Origin of the sequence: Candidatus Poriferisocius sp., from assembly GCF_965208355.1 — a bacterium.
In the GTDB taxonomy this organism is placed as follows: Bacteria; Actinomycetota; Acidimicrobiia; order Acidimicrobiales; family Bin134; genus Poriferisocius.
Genome location: NZ_CBDBOM010000003.1, coordinates 612,100 through 627,844, shown reverse-complemented (window position 1 = coordinate 627,844; position 15,745 = coordinate 612,100). Strand labels below are relative to the sequence as shown.

16 protein-coding genes are annotated in these 15,745 nt (G+C 65.6%); 8 read left to right on the top strand and 8 right to left on the bottom strand.

Going from position 1 to position 15,745, the window contains the following annotated elements; all coding sequences use genetic code 11:
* Positions 1-7: 7 nt before the first annotated feature.
* From ACOGXH_RS04175 to ACOGXH_RS04160, 4 genes are all read right to left on the bottom strand, one after another.
* Positions 8-487: a (2Fe-2S)-binding protein gene (locus ACOGXH_RS04175; RefSeq protein WP_419927861.1), complete on the bottom strand. Its 480-nt coding sequence runs from the start codon at positions 485-487 to the stop codon at positions 8-10.
* A gap of 2 nt (positions 488-489) precedes the next feature.
* Complete coding sequence (locus ACOGXH_RS04170; protein ID WP_419927860.1) at positions 490-1,353, bottom strand: FAD binding domain-containing protein; 864 nt, start codon at positions 1,351-1,353, stop codon at positions 490-492.
* A 91-nt stretch (positions 1,354-1,444) separates the two neighbouring features.
* Positions 1,445-1,819, bottom strand: a complete 375-nt coding sequence (locus tag ACOGXH_RS04165; protein WP_419927859.1) for an NYN domain-containing protein — start codon at positions 1,817-1,819, stop codon at positions 1,445-1,447.
* Between the two features lie 131 nt (positions 1,820-1,950).
* Positions 1,951-2,871, bottom strand: coding sequence for a Dyp-type peroxidase (locus ACOGXH_RS04160; RefSeq protein WP_419927858.1), 921 nt, complete (start codon positions 2,869-2,871; stop codon positions 1,951-1,953).
* A gap of 117 nt (positions 2,872-2,988) precedes the next feature.
* Here ACOGXH_RS04160 and ACOGXH_RS04155 point away from each other — a divergent pair, with 117 nt between their 5' ends.
* From ACOGXH_RS04155 to ACOGXH_RS04145, 3 genes are read left to right on the top strand one after another with little or no spacing between them, the layout of a single operon-like run.
* Positions 2,989-3,783 (top strand): enoyl-CoA hydratase/isomerase family protein, encoded by a 795-nt coding sequence (locus tag ACOGXH_RS04155; protein WP_419927857.1) that lies wholly within the window; start codon positions 2,989-2,991, stop codon positions 3,781-3,783.
* 10 nt (positions 3,784-3,793) lie between these two features.
* Positions 3,794-4,960, top strand: coding sequence for an acyl-CoA dehydrogenase family protein (locus ACOGXH_RS04150; RefSeq protein WP_419927856.1), 1,167 nt, complete (start codon positions 3,794-3,796; stop codon positions 4,958-4,960).
* Positions 4,961-4,966: 6 nt separating this feature from the next.
* Complete coding sequence (locus ACOGXH_RS04145) at positions 4,967-6,331, top strand: phosphotransferase family protein (RefSeq protein ID WP_419927855.1); 1,365 nt, start codon at positions 4,967-4,969, stop codon at positions 6,329-6,331.
* A 3-nt stretch (positions 6,332-6,334) separates the two neighbouring features.
* Here ACOGXH_RS04145 and ACOGXH_RS04140 read toward each other — a convergent pair whose 3' ends face one another.
* Positions 6,335-7,213, bottom strand: coding sequence for an ROK family protein (locus tag ACOGXH_RS04140; protein WP_419927854.1), 879 nt, complete (start codon positions 7,211-7,213; stop codon positions 6,335-6,337).
* 28 nt (positions 7,214-7,241) lie between these two features.
* On the opposite strand from ACOGXH_RS04140, the gene ACOGXH_RS04135 reads away from it, so the two are divergent.
* From ACOGXH_RS04135 to ACOGXH_RS04115, 5 genes are all read left to right on the top strand, one after another.
* Positions 7,242-9,596, top strand: a complete 2,355-nt coding sequence (locus ACOGXH_RS04135; RefSeq protein WP_419927853.1) for a xanthine dehydrogenase family protein molybdopterin-binding subunit — start codon at positions 7,242-7,244, stop codon at positions 9,594-9,596.
* A gap of 174 nt (positions 9,597-9,770) precedes the next feature.
* Complete coding sequence (locus tag ACOGXH_RS04130) at positions 9,771-10,244, top strand: cupin domain-containing protein (RefSeq protein WP_419927852.1); 474 nt, start codon at positions 9,771-9,773, stop codon at positions 10,242-10,244.
* Entirely contained in the window at positions 10,241-11,098 is an 858-nt protein-coding gene (locus tag ACOGXH_RS04125; RefSeq protein WP_419927851.1) for a TauD/TfdA dioxygenase family protein, read from the top strand. Before ACOGXH_RS04130 ends, ACOGXH_RS04125 begins: the two co-directional genes overlap by 4 nt.
* A gap of 13 nt (positions 11,099-11,111) precedes the next feature.
* Positions 11,112-11,999 carry a transglycosylase family protein gene (locus ACOGXH_RS04120; RefSeq protein WP_419927850.1) on the top strand — a complete coding sequence of 296 codons (888 nt, stop codon included), beginning with the start codon at positions 11,112-11,114 and terminating at the stop codon, positions 11,997-11,999.
* A 49-nt stretch (positions 12,000-12,048) separates the two neighbouring features.
* A complete protein-coding gene (locus tag ACOGXH_RS04115) occupies positions 12,049-13,002 on the top strand; it encodes a TIGR03564 family F420-dependent LLM class oxidoreductase (RefSeq protein ID WP_419927849.1) in 954 nt (317 codons plus the stop codon).
* Here the strand turns inward: ACOGXH_RS04115 and ACOGXH_RS04110 are convergent.
* From ACOGXH_RS04110 to ACOGXH_RS04100, 3 genes are read right to left on the bottom strand one after another with little or no spacing between them, the layout of a single operon-like run.
* Positions 12,994-13,263, bottom strand: coding sequence for a hypothetical protein (locus tag ACOGXH_RS04110; protein WP_419927848.1), 270 nt, complete (start codon positions 13,261-13,263; stop codon positions 12,994-12,996). The genes ACOGXH_RS04115 and ACOGXH_RS04110 overlap by 9 nt on opposite strands.
* A gap of 9 nt (positions 13,264-13,272) precedes the next feature.
* A complete protein-coding gene (locus tag ACOGXH_RS04105) occupies positions 13,273-14,502 on the bottom strand; it encodes an amidohydrolase family protein (protein WP_419927847.1) in 1,230 nt (409 codons plus the stop codon).
* Positions 14,502-15,737, bottom strand: coding sequence for a cytochrome P450 (locus ACOGXH_RS04100; protein WP_419927846.1), 1,236 nt, complete (start codon positions 15,735-15,737; stop codon positions 14,502-14,504). Before ACOGXH_RS04100 ends, ACOGXH_RS04105 begins: the two co-directional genes overlap by 1 nt.
* Between the last annotated feature and the right edge of the window lie 8 nt (positions 15,738-15,745).

Below are 15,745 nucleotides of genomic sequence, written 5' to 3'. Positions count from 1 at the left end.
TTGCTCCTCAGCTTCCGTTGGACGACTCGGCCACACGGGCCGCTGCCGTCTGGATGGCCTTGACGATGTTGATGTAGCCGGTACACCGGCACAGGTTTCCCGAGATGGCCCAGCGCACATCGTCGTCGGACGGATCGGTGTTCTCGGCGATGAGCGAGGCGCCCACCAGCATCATCCCCGGGGTGCAGAACCCGCACTGGAGGCCGTGGTCGTCGGTGAACGCCGACTGGATGGGGTGCAGGCCGTCGGCGGTCTTGAGGCCCTCCACGGTGGTGACCTCAGACCCGTCGGCCTGCGCGGCCAATACCGTGCAGGCCTTGACCGGTTTCCCGTCCATCAGCACCGTGCAGGCCCCGCAACTGGTGGTGTCGCAGCCCACATGGGTGCCGGTCAAACCGACCGTGCGACGGATGTGATCCACCAGCAGGGTGCGGGGCTCGACGTCGCTGGCGTGGTCGGAACCGTTGATGGTGATGGTGATTTCCATTGTCAGCTCCCTTCGGCCTGCTGGGCGGCGGCGGCCAGCCCCCGCATGGTGTAGGTGCGGACCACCTGGCGCTTCCAGGCGGCGGTGCCCCGGACGTCGTCGCGGGGCTCGGCGGCGGCCGCGGCCAACTCGGCGGCCTCGGCGAACAGCTCATCGGAGGGCTGCTGGCCCACCAACAGGGCCTCGGCGTCGGCCACCTTGGTGTTGATGGGGTTCACCGAAGTTAGGGCCAGCCCAGCAGCGGAGATGGCCCCGGAGTGATCCAACTCCAGATGGGAGGCCACGGCCACGGTGGCGTAGTCGCCGACCTTTCGCTCCAGCTTGAGGTAGGCCCCGCCCGAGCGGCCCGAGGGAACGGGTATGCGGAGCCCAACCACCAGCTCGTCCTCGCCCAGCGTGGAGGTGAACGCCCCGTCAACGAAGTCGACAATCGGAATCGACCGCTCGCCGTTAGGCCCCTGGGCCAAGACGTCGGCCCCAGTGGCCAACAGCACCGAGTTCCAGTCACCCTCCGGGTCGCAATGGGCCACCGAACCGCACATGGTCCCCCGGTTGCGGACCAGGGGATCAGCCACCCACGGGGCCGCGGCGGCAATAGCTCCAAAGGTGGCATCCGAGGCCACCACATCGGCGTGGCGGACTAGCGCCCCCACTTGGAGATGCCCGTTGGACTGCTCAATGGCATCGAGGCCCGCGATGCGGTTGATGTCGATGAGCGTCTCAGGAAACGCCACCCGCATCTTCATCATGGGGATCAGGCTCTGGCCCCCCGCAAGGAACCGGCCGCCCTCCCCCGCGTCCGCCTTGGCCTCCACGGCCTCACCGACAGACTGGGCCACCACTAAGTCGAATCGTGAAGGAAACACCAGTCCTCCTCCCCTGGACTTCAGTTGTTCCCGTCACCCTACCCCTCAGCTCAATCGCCCCGCTGAGGAAGTGAGGGTGGTCATCTGTGGTTCAACCCAATCGGCGGTCTAGGCGGTCGCGGAAGGCGCGGGCGCCAACGACTACGGCGCCGTGGCGTCGCACTTGGCGAGCTAGCTCACGGTCAGAGGTGACCACCGTGGCCGCCGACGGGTCGTCCATCGCCGCCACTTCCTCGGCAATGCGATCATCGGCCGCATTGGGGCCGCGGCGGGAGGCATAGGCCAACTCGACCACACCGTGGCTTCCGGCAGGCAAGCTGGGAACCGGTCGGCCGTCGGCCACGACCAGGGCCCGCACGCCAGCGTCGCCCAAGTCTTCGACCAAACGGATCAGCGCGCCGTCCCGATCAGCCCACCAGCCATCAGGCCGACACCCGATCACGTTCATAGCGTCAACCACAATCACCAAGAACCCCCCTCAGTGTGGCCGCTAGCGGAAGGCGTGGTGGGGGGTGGCGTCGGTGGCGGACCTGGCCGCACCGACGGCCAGGCCGCTTCCGGCGACAGGACCCGCCGCCACGCCGGTTGGATTGACGTCTAAGCCAGGCTTGAGTCCAGGCACTCCACGGAAGGAGCGAAGTAGTAGCTGCCCGATGCCGGGTTCGAGAAGTCGGTGAGCATGTCGCGCACCTGGCCATTGCGGCCATACATCGCATCCATGCGCTCCCGGAACGGCGCCTGGGTCTTGCAGAAGGCCATGAAGTACAGGCCCACGGTGCCATCGTGGAAGGCATACGGCGTGGACCGGCGGGCGATCTCATCCCGCTTGGGCTTGGACGCATCAGCGGTCTCGCCGTCGCGCAGTTCTACGTGGGAGAGGTGCGAGTGCGGTGCCTGCTCGTCCAGGCGGGTGGAGTCGGCCTTGGTCCGACCGAAGTTCACCTCTTGGGTTGCCACATCCTGCTTCTCCCAGGCCACCAGATCGTGGACCCAGCGCTGGGCGATGATGAAGCTTCCGCCTGCACCGGCCTCGCCGTCGGGAATGATGGCCACCGCAGGCTGATCCTCGTCTTCCGGGTTGCCGGTGCCGTCGATGAAACCAGTCATGTCCAGGCTCTCGCCGTAGATGAAAGTCGGGGTCTCCCGGGCCACGCTCATGCCCGAGGCGATCAGGGCCATGCGGGCGTCCCACTGGGCCTTCCACACGATGTCTTTCTCGTCGTGGGTCATCCACAGCAGCAGCTCCTCCTGGGTGCCCTTGGCCTCACGGCCACTGCCGTCGATGGACTCAACCGTGTGATACGGCTGGAAGTCGTCGGGAACGTCGTCGGTCAGGTCGGCCAACAGCGTGGGACCGAGCCCGACCACCAGATTGATCCCCTGGGCATCGCAGTTGCTGCGACAGTCGGAGATCGCCGACTTGATGCCCCCCAAGTCAGCCCCGTCGCCGCGGCTGAGGTGGACGTACCACTGGTATTTGCCCATTTCGTTGAAAATTGCCGGCTGGCAGGTCGCCATTGCGCATCTCCTCCTTGAAAACGTCGACTTCTAGCGAAGTCTGGCACTATTGCCGGGCAGATTCACCTTGAAGCGCAAAATTCCAGAACCCATCCTGACAATTGCGGGAGGAGTCCCATGAACCCTGATGACTACGGCGCCTTGGAAGTGTCCACCGTCGATCGAATCACCACGGTGGAGCTCAATCGCCCCGAGGCCCGCAACGCCATCAACGCGGTGCTGCACCACGATTTGTCCCGGATATTCACCGACCTCGATCAAGACCCCGACACCGACGTGGCCATCCTCACCGGAGCAGGCGGGGCGTTCTGCGCCGGAGGCGACATTCCCTGGTTGCGCAGCATGGCGGGGAATCTGTCGGAGGTGGAGCGGGTAATCCGGGCCGATCGGCGCATCACCGAAACGGCGCTCACCCTGGAGAAGCCCATCTTGGCCAAGGTGGACGGCCCCGCGGTGGGTTTGGGCTGTTCGCTGGCCTTGTACTGCGACTTCGTCTATGCCTCGGAGCGGTCGGTGTTCGGCGATCCCCACGTTTCGGTGGGGCTTGTGGCCGGCGACGGCGGCGCCCTGCTGTGGCCTCAGCTAGTGGGGTACGCCCGGGCCCGGCGCTACCTGCTCACCGGCGACCTGATCAAGGCCCCTGAAGCGGCCGAAATCGGCCTCATCACCGAGTGCGTGTCCGACGATGAGTTGGACCACACCGTTCAGGCCATGGCCGAGCGCATGCGCGACGGCGCCCGCATGGCCATCAAGTTCACCAAGGCGTCCATTAACGCCGGAATGCGCCAAGTGGCCAATGCTGTGGCAGACCGGGCCGCATCCACCGAGGGGATCACCATGATGACCGAGGACTTCAAGATCGCCCTCGACGCCTTCCTGGCCAAAGAGCCCCCCGAGTTCATCGGCCGCTAAAAGGACCGCCGTGGACTACCCCCAAGAAGCCGAGCACCACGGGTTGCTGCGAGAGACCGTCCGGCGATTTGTCGAGACGGAGGTGCCCCGGGAGCTGGCCCGGCAGTGGGACCGGCACAACGAGATCGATCGGGGTGTGCTTTACAAGCTGGCCAGTCTCGGGCTGTTCGGCATCACCATCCCCGAGCAATACGGCGGGTCGGGGCGGGACATCACCGCCACCATGATCGTGATCGAGGAGCTGTGCCGACGCAGCACTGCCCTGGGCAGCGGATACATCTTCGGCGCCTGCTACGCGGGTATGAACTTGGTGGATACGGCCAGCGAGGCCCAGCGACAGGAGTGGCTGCCCAAGGTGGCCCGGGGCGAGATGCTGTTCTCCTACGGGCTGACCGAGCCCGATGTGGGCTCCGATTTGGCCAGCGTTGCCACCACCGCAGTCCGCGACGGCGACGTGGTGCGGATCAACGGCGCCAAGCGGTTCTGCTCGGGCACCACCTACACCGACTACATCTACGCCCTGGTCAACAGCAATCCCGATGGCGAGCGCTACCACAATCTCTCGTTTGTGCTGATCCCGCCTCGCCATCCGGGAGTGACCATCGAGCTCCAGCACGCCATGGGACTCAAGGGCTCGATGACCACCGATGTCACCTTCAGCGACGTCGAGGTGCCCGCCGACAACATCGTCGGCGGCGACGAGGGATGGAACCAGGGATGGGCCAAGCTGGCTGGCCCGGGACTGGATGTGGAGAAGATCGAGGTAGCGGCCATGGCCCTGGGCATCGCCTCCGGAGCGGTCGAAGACGCCTGGGACTACGCCCAAGAGCGGGTCCAGTTCGGCAAGCCCATCAGCAGCCACCAGTCGATCCGCCACATGCTCTCGGAGGCTCGGACCCGGCTACTGGCCTCCCGCTTGATGACCTATCACGCCGCCCGTTTGCTGGATGAGGAGAAGCCCGCGTCGGTGGAGACCTCGATGGCCAAGCTGTTCGTATGCGACACCGCCAAGGACATCGTGTTGTCGATGCAGCAGGTGATGGGTGCCTACGGCTACGTGGAGGACTTCGACATGGAGCGCTACGTTCGCGACGTGCTGGTCATGCCCATCATTGGTGGCTCCTCCGCCATCCAGCGAAACAACATCTCCAATCGCCTCAAACTCGCCAAGGAGTAGCCCGCAGTGACCGTAACCAAAGACCCTATGGACACTGATGCCGCCACCGAGAAGGTGGTGGCCTGGCTGGAGGACAATTTGGGGGGCACGGTCACCCATGTCGATCGTCAGGCCCGCTGGCGGCCGGTATGGTTCGCCGATCTAGAGCGCAATGGCGAGCGACTCGAGTTGTGCGTGCGGGGTGATCGCACCGATATGCCACTGGTTTTCCCGCTCGACCACGAAATGCGTCTGCAATCCCTGCTCGGTGATCACGGCATCCCGGTGGCCCACGTGTACGGATGGATCGACGACCCCGCGGCCTACGTCATGGACCGGGTTCCCGGCGAGAACCACTTCGAGAACTGCACCGATGCCGAGCGGGACGCGGTGGTGGACGACTACCTGCACATTCTGGCCCGGATGCACGCCCTTGACATCCAGCCCTTCGTTGACGGGGGCATCATGCGTGCCGACCGACCCGAGGAGTCGGGCTTGCTGGGTTTGAGGCGCTACGAGCAGTTGTACCGCAGCGTAAAGACGCTCCCCGACCCATTCTTGGAGTTCAGCTTGGGGTGGTTGCACCGCAATCCCCCGTTCTCCCGGGGCCGGGAGTCGGTCATCGTGTGGGACACCGGACAGTTCCATCATCAAGACGGCCGGGTGCTGGCCGTACTCGACGTGGAGATCGGCCACATCGGAGACCCGATGATGGACCTGGCCGCGTGGCGCCAGCGGGACACCGTGCTCGGGTTCGGCAACTTCGCCAAGCTGTACGACCGCTACGGCGAACTGGCCGGCGAACCGGTGGACTTGGACGCCATTCAGCGCCACCACTTCATGTTCACCCTTTCCAACCAGCTCCCGTTCAGCGCCGCGTTGCGAGAGCCAGCCCCCGACTCCGACCTGATGACCAACCTCCAGTGGTGCTATGAGACCAACCTGTTCGCCACCGAGGCCCTGGCCGAGATCCTCGGCGTGGAGCTGCCAGAAGTGGAGGTGCCCGAGCCCCGGGAGTCCCGAGCCGAGGTGGTGCTCAACCACCTGGTGCGCAATCTGCGCACCGTGCAGATCGAGGACGAGTACCTGCGCTACAAGCTGCGCACGATGTTCCGCATGGCCCGCCACGCCGCCCGCATCGACGAGATAGGCGACGCCGTGTCCGAGGCCGACTTGGACGACCTCCACGAGCTGCTGGGGCACCGCCCGGAGTCATGGCTGGCAGGCGAGGCTGAGCTTGAGCAATTCGTGCTAGCCAACGCCGACACCGACCGCTACGACGAAACCCTGGTCACGCTGTTCCACAAGCGCAACCTGCGGGCTCAGATGCTCCTCGGCCCCGCTGGCTCAGCCATGGCCCGTCACCTGCGAATTCAGACCTTCAGCGACTGACTCTCAATCTGCTCGGGCCCGCCCAGCAACGGCAGCGGCACCGATGAGCCCGCCATCGGCACCAAGGGGGCTGGGGACGATGCGAGCCCCTTGGGAGTGGACCAAGCGGCAGACGCGATCGATCTCGGCTTGGGCGGCGTCGAAGAAGTCGTCGCCGTAACCCAGGGCCACCGACCCGCCGACCACAGCCAAGCGAAGGTCCAGCAGATTGGCCACCGAGCCCACTCCTCGACCCACCAGCGTGCCCACTCGCCGGCGCATCTCCACCGGCGCATCAGCAGGGGCGATCCCGTCGAGCAGATCGGCTATGGCATTACCCGACGCTTGGCCCTCCAGCAGGCCCACCGCCCCGGCGGCATCGGCCCGACCGCCATCGGTCACGAAGATGTGGCCGATGTGGCCGGCATTGCCGTCGGCGCCGTCGAGTAGCCGGCCATTCAGCACGATCCCGCCCCCTATGCCGGTGGACACCACCATGGCCAGGTAGTTGTTTTCTCCGACGGCACCGCCCACCCATCCTTCGGCCAAGGCCAGGGCCTTGGCGTCGTTGTCCACCACCACCGGTATTCCGAGGACTTCAGACAGACGATCTCGAAGGGGAAAGTCCCGCCACACGGCGATGTTGAGCGGAGAAAGCAGTCGATGGTTGTCTCGAGACGGTCCGCCGCTGCCCACCCCGCACACGTTCACCGGCTGGCCGTGTTCCTCGAGAACCTCCCCCGCCAACGCCACAATCAGGTTGAACAGCGCCTCTTCGTCAGCTGCCTGAGACGGCCCTCGCCGCTGGCCCAGCACCTGCCCACTGGGGGCCACCACGCCGACGGCCACCTTGGTGCCGCCGATGTCCACGGCCAGCACCGGGCCGTCGAGCACTATTTCCACGGGGAGAAAACTAATACGCTCGGCCACCATGCGGTTTACCGGCTCCAGCGTCCCCCGGCGGGAGGATCCCCGACTGCTGGCCGGCGCGGGGCGATTCGTGGACGACATCAACCGTCCCGACCTGCTGGAGGCAATGTTTGTGCGCAGCCCAGTGGCCCACGGGCTACTGGTTTCTGTCGACGCCGATGCCGCTCTGGATACCGAAGGCGTCGTAGCCGTGTTGACTGCCGAGGATCTCGCCCAGTGCTGCTCCCCCATGGGACTGGGCATAGCCGGCCCGCTGATCGTGCCTGCTCATCTGCCTTTGGCTGACGGGAAAGTGCGTTTCGCGGGTGATCCGGTTGCTTTGGTGATTGCCACCAGCCGGGCCGCGGCTGAAGACGGCGCCGATGCGGTGGAGGTCGACATCGAGCCGCTGCCCCCGGTGACCAGTGCCGCCGCCAGGGGCGAGAACGCCGCCGCCGTTTGGGATGAAGCCCCTGACAACGTGCTGTGGTCGGGAGGGGAGGTGTGGGGCGACCCCGACGAAGCCTTCGCATCGGCCGCCCATGTCATATCCGAGACGCTCACCCAGCACCGCCACACCTGCGTCCCCCTGGAAGCCCGGGGCGGATTGGCCGAGTACGACCCGTCTACCGGCAACCTCCGCTACGAAGTGTCCCATCAGAACCCCCACGCGTTGCGGGTGCACCTGTCGGCCATTTTGGGGCTGCCAGCCACGCAATTGCGAGTGATCTGCGACAGCATCGGCGGGTCGTTCGGCCTGAAGTCCAACCCAACTCGGGAGGATGTTGCGGTGTGCGCGGCCGCTCGCCTCTTGGGCCAGCCGGTGCGCTGGATGGAAGATCGGGCCGAGAATCTGGTGGCTGGCGGCCACGCCCGCGAGGAGCAGGTGAGCGTGGAGGCCGCCCTCGACGAAAACGGAGTGGTGATCGGCTTGCGGGCCGATCTGGTGATGGACCACGGTGCCTACCCGTTCTTGAACCTCCCGATGTCGCTGTTCGCCAACATCATCAAGGTGCTGCTGCCCGGAACTCTGCGGGTGCGCCACTACCAGTTCCGCGGGTCGGTGGTGGCCACCAACAAGGCGTCATTCGTGGCCTATCGGGGGCCGTGGGAGATCGAGTGCTGGGTGCGGGAGCGCCTCATGGACCTCATTGCCCGCCAGCTCGAACTCGACCCCCTGGAGGTACGCCGCCGCAACTACATGGACGACGACCAGTTCCCTGGCGCCATGCTCACCGGCCCCACCCTGGAATTCATGACCATCAACCAGACCCTTGACCGGGCGGTGAAACTGGCCGACTACCAGGGCTTTCGAGTCGCCCAGGCCGAAGCCCGAGCCGAGGGTCGCTATCTGGGCATCGGCCTGTGTACCTATTTGGAACCCGGTCCCGGTCCCACCGACTACGGCCAGGCTCTGGGCTTCACCTACGAGCAGCGTTCGATGCAGCGAGCTCGGGTGAAGTTGGAACCCGACGGCTCCGTGACGCTGTTCACCAGTCAACAGCCCCACGGCCAGAGCCACGAGACCACCTTTTCCCAAGTAGTGGCCGACGAGCTGGGAGTCGACATCGACGTCGTGCGGGTGGTGTGCGGCGACACCGATCAGGTGCCGTTCAACATGGTCAGCACCGGGGGGAGCCGGGCCGCCACCCTGGGAGCCGGTGCTGCCCAAGGCGCGGCCCGCATCGTGCGCAACAAGCTGCTGTCGGTGGTGGCCAACTTGCTGGAGGCCAACCCCGACGACCTGGAGATCATCGATGGGGTGGTGGCGGTACGGGGTTCCCCCGACCGCTCCAAGACGGTGGCCGAAGTGGCCCGACTGTCCTACATGGCACCGTTCACCCTGGACGAGGCACTGGGCGACGGGTTCGATGCATCGTTCGACTTTGAGACCCCCGCCGGCGGGTGGACACAGTCAACCCACGTTTGCTGGGTGGAACTGGACCCTGGCACCGGGCTGGTAACCGTGCCCCGCTATCTGGTGGTTGAGGACTGCGGAGAGATGATCAACCCCGCGGTGGTGGAGGGCCAGATCAGAGGCGGAGTGGCCCAGGGGATTGGCAGCGTGCTGCTGGAGCAAATCATCTACGACGACAGCGGGCAGTGCACCACATCCACGTTCATGGACTATCTGCTCCCCACTGCGGCCGAAATCCCCCGCATCGACATCGAGCATCTCGAGGGTCCTTCCCAGGGCGACGTGCCCTGGCGGGGGGTGGGGGAAGGCGGGGCCATCGGCGCTCCCGCGGCAGTGTGCAACGCCATCGAAGACGCCCTCGCCCCCTGGGGCGTCGCGATCACCGAGCAATATCTCCCTCCCAGCCGCATCCTTCAGCTCATCTCCCCCGCCGCAGAGCCAGATACCACTGGCAACTAGTGGTCCGTCTGTGAATTGGTCAGGGCGTCCTGCTAGGCATCGACGCCCCTCGCGGCGTTGCTCCTCCTTGCCGTACGCTCCGGGTATGGCTGCGTCGGTGCGCCTAGCGAGGAACGCCGCTGCCGTCGCAATCCGCTCCCGCCAATTCACAGACGGACCACTATCGTTGTGGCCGTGAGCGACAACCCCATTGGCGAGCGGCGCCCGATCCGCATCGCCGATATCGAATGGGAGGACTTCGCCGACCCTGACGATCCCGACCGGGAACCAGGCCCATTTGTGCGCTGGTTGGTCGATCCGGCGTCGGGCAACCGGGTCATGCACGTCAAGTCGTGGGCCGGCCGCAATGCCGCGGCCCACTGGCACTTGTCCGACACCGTGTATTTGGTGACCAAGGGGGAGTTCATCGTCGAAGGCGAGGAGCCCTACCGAGAAGGCGAGTTGCGCTGGGTACGGGGCGGATTCGCCTACGGGCCGGAACGCTCAGGGCCCAATGGCTGCGAGTACCTGTTCTTCAGCCTCGGCCCCTACGACAAGCTCGACCCCGACGAATTTCCGCCCCCGCTGGGGCGTTGGGATGACCCATCCACTTGGGTGGAGGGCTACCCCCAAGTGGAGCGGGCCAAGCTGATGGATAGTCCCCGATGAGCCTCAAGGTAACTCCGCTCGAAGCCCCCTTGGGTGCGGAGGTGGCCGGATACGACTTCGCGGCACCACCAGACTCTGGGACAGCTGATGAACTGCGGGCCGCCGTGGACGAGCACCTGCTCCTTTTGTTCCGGAACCCCGAGCCTCCTACCCCGGCCCAGGTGACCGATTTCTGTGAATCGTTCGGCCCCCTTCGGCCCACATTGGCCGACAAGTCCCGCCTGCCGGGATTTCCCGGGATCAACCGGGTGTCCAACGTGGATGTCGACGGGGTGGTCGGGACCGGGGGCACCGACGTGGTGACCTTCCACTCCGACCTCAGCTTCACTCCACCGCTCATCGAGTTCCTGTACCTGGACGCAGTGACGCTGCCGTCTGAGGGTGGAACCACAAAGTGGCTCAATCTGGTGGCCGCCTACCAAGACCTCGACGACAACTTCAAGGCCCGCATCGACGATGTAGGCGTGGTCTACCGGCTGCGCGACGGCTTGGACTTCGGCAGCTACTTCAAAGCCACCGATGGCAAAGCGCTACTAGCCGACCGCACTTGCATTTCTCTCGTGCAGACCAACCCCCGCAACGGCCGCCGCAGCGTGTGGCCCAACACCGGCCCCGATTTCGCCGCCGATGTGGAGGGCCACGGCCCCGATGAAGGCACCGCCCTTCTGGCCGAGCTGTTCGCCCACTGCACCCAAGACCGCTACGTCTACGAGCACCATTGGACTGTCGGGGAGTCCGTCTTCTGGCTCAACACCCAGACCATGCACCAGCGCGAGGCCTTCCCCGCCGACCAAGTGCGCGAGCTCCGCCACGTGAACATCCTCGGCCACACCGACCCCCGCCAAGCGGCTTAGGAGGACAAGGACCATGACCACTCGTCAACGCTGGTTCCGCTATGGGACGTTGGCCGTGGCTATCGTTCTTGTCTTTGGGCTGGTCGGCTCCTCGGCGGGCGGACAAGCCCCCGATGAGCGCGACGCGAGAATCGCCGAGCTGGAGAAGCTCGTTGCCGACAGAGACACGCTGGTTGCGGCCCAAGAGATGCTGTTGAATGAGTACCGATGCTTGTTCAACGTCGACACCCAGTTGGTTCCCAACGGCTGCACCAATTCTGCACCGACGCAGCCAACCCCCAGCCAGCCAACCCAACAGCCCACTGCGGCGGATCTGCCTGCCGGCACGACCGAGGAGCAGTGGGAGCAGCTCCGCCAGTGCAATGCCGACGGCAACTACCAGTACGCCAACCCCAACGGGACCAACTTCGGCGCCTATGAGTTCAGACGAACCAGTTGGAACGACTTGGCCCGCCGCCATTACCCGCGCCTCATTGGTGTCGTGCCCAACGAAGCGGCCCCCGCCGACCAAGATCGCATGGCCTACGCCCTCTACGAAGAGCGGGGGTGGGCACCGTGGCCTAGCTGTAGACCATCGCCCCAGCCAGGAGACGCCACGCCTGCGGACCCGACCTCATTCCCCCCAATACCGGCGGGCACCACCCAGGCCCAGTGGGATCAACTCGTCCGGTGCGAGTCCCAGGGCAACTACCGGGCCTACAGCTCCGTCGGGCCATTCCTGGGGGCCTTCCAATTCCTCCAGAGCACTTGGAACTGGGTAGCCGGTATCCACTACCCCCGCTTGGTAGGAGTAGATCCCCGCGATGCAGCCCCCATCGACCAGCACCGCATGGCCTACGCCCTGTACGGGATGCAGGGATGGCGACCGTGGCCCGCCTGCACAGCGGCTTTCCGCCAGTAGCCACCGACCGCTAAACACTCCCCTGTCGACCAGCGAGTAGACACAGGAGATGGCGATGCGCGGCATGAGAATCGGGGCGATGGCGGCTGAAGGCACCGGCGATCCGCCGGTTCCGGGGATGAGCGGACCCCCGGGGTTGGACGAGATCGTGGAGAACGCCCAGCGGTTTGAAGCGCTGGGCTTGGAAACGGCATGGATCGCCAATATCGAGATCGACGCAGTCACCGCATCGGCGGTCGTCGGCACCGCCACCAGCCGGATCGAGATCGCCACCGGGGTGACCCCCACCCCCATGCGCCACCCCTTTGCCTTGGCCCAGCAGGCCACTACTGCGCAGGCGGCGTGCGGAGGTCGGTTCACCCTGGGCATCGGCCTGTGCCACCAGGGGATGGTGGAGAATTTGATGGGCCTGTCCTACGCCCGGCCGGCCCGCCAGATGAGGGAGTATCTAGAGATCGCCGGTCCCATGCTGCGGGGTGAGGGAATGAACTACCAGGGCGACATCTACACCACGCGGTGGCGGGGTCTTTCGCACGCACCCCCTACTGACATCATCGTGGCCGCCATGGGGCCGATCATGCTGGGCCACGCCGGACGCCTGGCCTCGGGCACCTTCGTGTGGGCCACCGGACCCAACACGCTGGCCGACTACGTGGTGCCCACCATCGGCGCGGCCGCCGAAGCCGCCGGTCGTCCCCAGCCCAGGGTTGCTGCCGGGTTCCCGATCTCGGTAGTCGACGACGCCAAGGCTGGCTATGAGGCCGCCGCCCGCACATTCGCCCACTACAAGGACATCCCCTCGTATCGGGGCATGCTCGACCGGGAGGGCATGCCCGGCGTGGAGGACTTGGCCATCACCGGCGATGAGGCCGCGGTGACTAACCAACTGGAGCGCGTTCGAGATGCCGGAGTCACCGACTTGGTGGCCTTCATCTACGACACCGACAACCAATCCCGAGCCCGCACCGAAGCGCTGCTGGGAGAATTGTCCGGCTCAGCCTGAGGCCAGCAGAGCGATATAGGGCTCGGGGTTGCCGATCCAGCGCAGGGCCCGCAACTCTTCGGTGCTGCGACGGCCTGATAGCACGGCGTGCAGTTCGTCGAGAGGCGCCTCCAGCGTGGCTGCCGGGGGCATCCGGTCGGCCACTCCGACGATCCGGGTCTGGTCGCCAAATCGCAGCACCAGGCCTCGCAGCCCGGCGTCAACGATGCGTCGGCCCAGCTCGGCGGCCAGCTCTTCGAATTCCGGGCTGACTGCGGCCACCAGCCGGGCTCAGCCCCGCAGCTCAGCCGCGCTCGGCAGGTCTAGGCCCAACATCCGAATGGCGTTGTCCCGACAGATGGCGTCCACTTCGGCCTGAGTCAGATGCCCCATCTGCGAGGCCAGCAGTTCCTTGGAGTGCGGCCAGGTCGAGTCGGAGTGGGGATAGTCGGTCTCGGTGGTGATGGTCTCCAATCCGATGGCGTCGATATTGGCCAGTCCCACCCTGTCGTCGAAGAAGCAGACGAACACATGGTCCCGGAAGTAGGTGGACGGTGGTTCGGGCACTTTGTCGGCCACCCCGCCCCAGGCTGCGTTCTCCTTCCACACCACGTCAACCCGGTCCAAGATGTAGGGCAGCCAGCCCATCTGGCCTTCTGAGTAGGCCACCTTGAGGCCGGGGAACCTAACGAACACGCCCGACATCAGAAAGTCCACCAGCGAGTAGGTGGCGTTGGAATGCACCAGCGCGGAACCCACTGCGCCGGGGGCGTCGGGCGAGGTGGACACCATCTTCGAGGACGAGCCGATGTGCATGCACACCACGGTGGACGTCTCCTCGCACGCGGCGAAGAACGGGTCCCAATAGCCCGAGTGGATCGACGGCAGGCCCAGATTCGGAGGGATCTCCGAGAAGCACACCGCTCGCACTCCCTGCTCGGCGTTGCGCCGGACCTCAGCGGCGGCCAACTCCACATCCCACAATGGGATCAGGCACAACGGGATCAACCGCCCGCCGGAGGGACCACACCACTCCTCCACCATCCAGTCGTTGTAGGCCTGCACGCACAGCAGGGCCAGGTCCATGTCGGAGGCCTCGGCAAAGGCCTGGCCGCAGAACCGGGGGAACGACGGGAAGCACAGCGAGGCATCCACATGGCCGATGTCCATGTCGGACAGCCTGGGCTCAACTTGCCAGGCGCCGGGCTGCATCTCATCGAAGGTGATCCCCACCATCTGGAGTTCATCTCGGGGAAAGGTCACCGCCGAGTGGGTGCGCACCATCGGATAGTGGAGATCCTCGTAGTACCAATACGCAGTAGGCCGGCCTGTGCCCTCGGACCACGAGAACACGCCTCCGACGTAGGAGATCTCACACGGAGCGGTCACCACCCGGGGGCCGATGTCGGCATAGCGGGAGGGCAGCCGGGACTGCCACACATGGGGCGGCTCGATGACGTGGTCGTCGACCGAGATAATCGGCGGGATCTCAATGGCCGATTCAGCCGCCGCTGTTGCCATTACTGAACCGCTATGGGGAACAAGCCCAGCGAGCCATCGCCCTCGGGCTCGCTGCGGGTGAACTCCGCATTCAGACCGATCAGCCCTCGGGTGAAGGCGCCGGCACGGTATTGAGGCTCGTAGTAGGGCTCCAGCCTCATGTCGGGCAGCCGCCGGGTCAGCTCTTCGAACATCACCTTGAGCTGCAACCGGGCCATCGAAGCCCCCAAGCAGAAATGCGTGCCGAAGCCGAAGGAGAGATGGTGGCGGGCATCGCGCCGCACATCCATCTGGTCGGGGTTCTCGAATACCTCGGGGTCGCGATTGGCCGAGGCATACATCAACAACACCTCATCGCCCTCGTTGAGGGTCTTGCCGTGCAGTTCATGGGCGGTGGTCACCGTGCGGCGCATATTCAAGATGGGCGACACGTAGCGGATGAACTCCTCCACCGCGGTCTCGCCGATCACCTCGGGCTCGTCGATGAGGATCTGGCGCTGGTCGGGGCTCTCCATCAGCGCGAGGCAGGTGGTGCCGATCACCGTGCGGGTGGTCTCGGCGCCGCCGTCCAGTACCAACAGCACCTCGTGCATGATGTCCTCGTCGCTGAGCGGCTTGCCGTCCAGTTCCTTGTGGCACCACATGGAGATGAGGTCGTCTTGGGGGTCGGCCTTGCGCTTCTGGACCAGCTCGTAGGTGACGCCCATCCAGTCTTCGATGGCCCGGTCGCCCTGCACGGTGTGGAATGCGGGACCGCCGCCCCCCTGCATGGTGGCCTCCGACCAGTGCATGACCCGGGACCACATTTCGGGGGGATAGCCCAGCCGCTCGCCGATCATGTAGGCCGGCAGCGGAGCAGCCAGGTCGTAGACCACATCGCACCATCCTCGGGGAGCCACCCGGTCGATCAGCTCGGTGACCACCGCTTTGATCTTGTCCTCTTGCTTACGGACAGCCCGGGGGGTGAACTCCCGGGCCACCAGCATCCGCTGGCGCTGGTGGTCGGGATCGTCCATGTTGATCATGGAGTCAGACATCTCGATCTTGGGGCGGCTGCCGGAGGCCGAGCTGTATAGATCGGTGTTCTTCTCCACGGCCAGCAGATCAGCGTGACGGGAAATCCCCCAGATCTCGTTCTTGGCGTCCCAGTACACCGGGTCGTTCTCCCGCAGCCAGGCATACACCGGGTAGGGGTCGTGGGCGTACATGTAGCCGTCCAGCAGATCGACGGTCTGAGTCACCTGAGCAGTCGCCATAAGCGGCG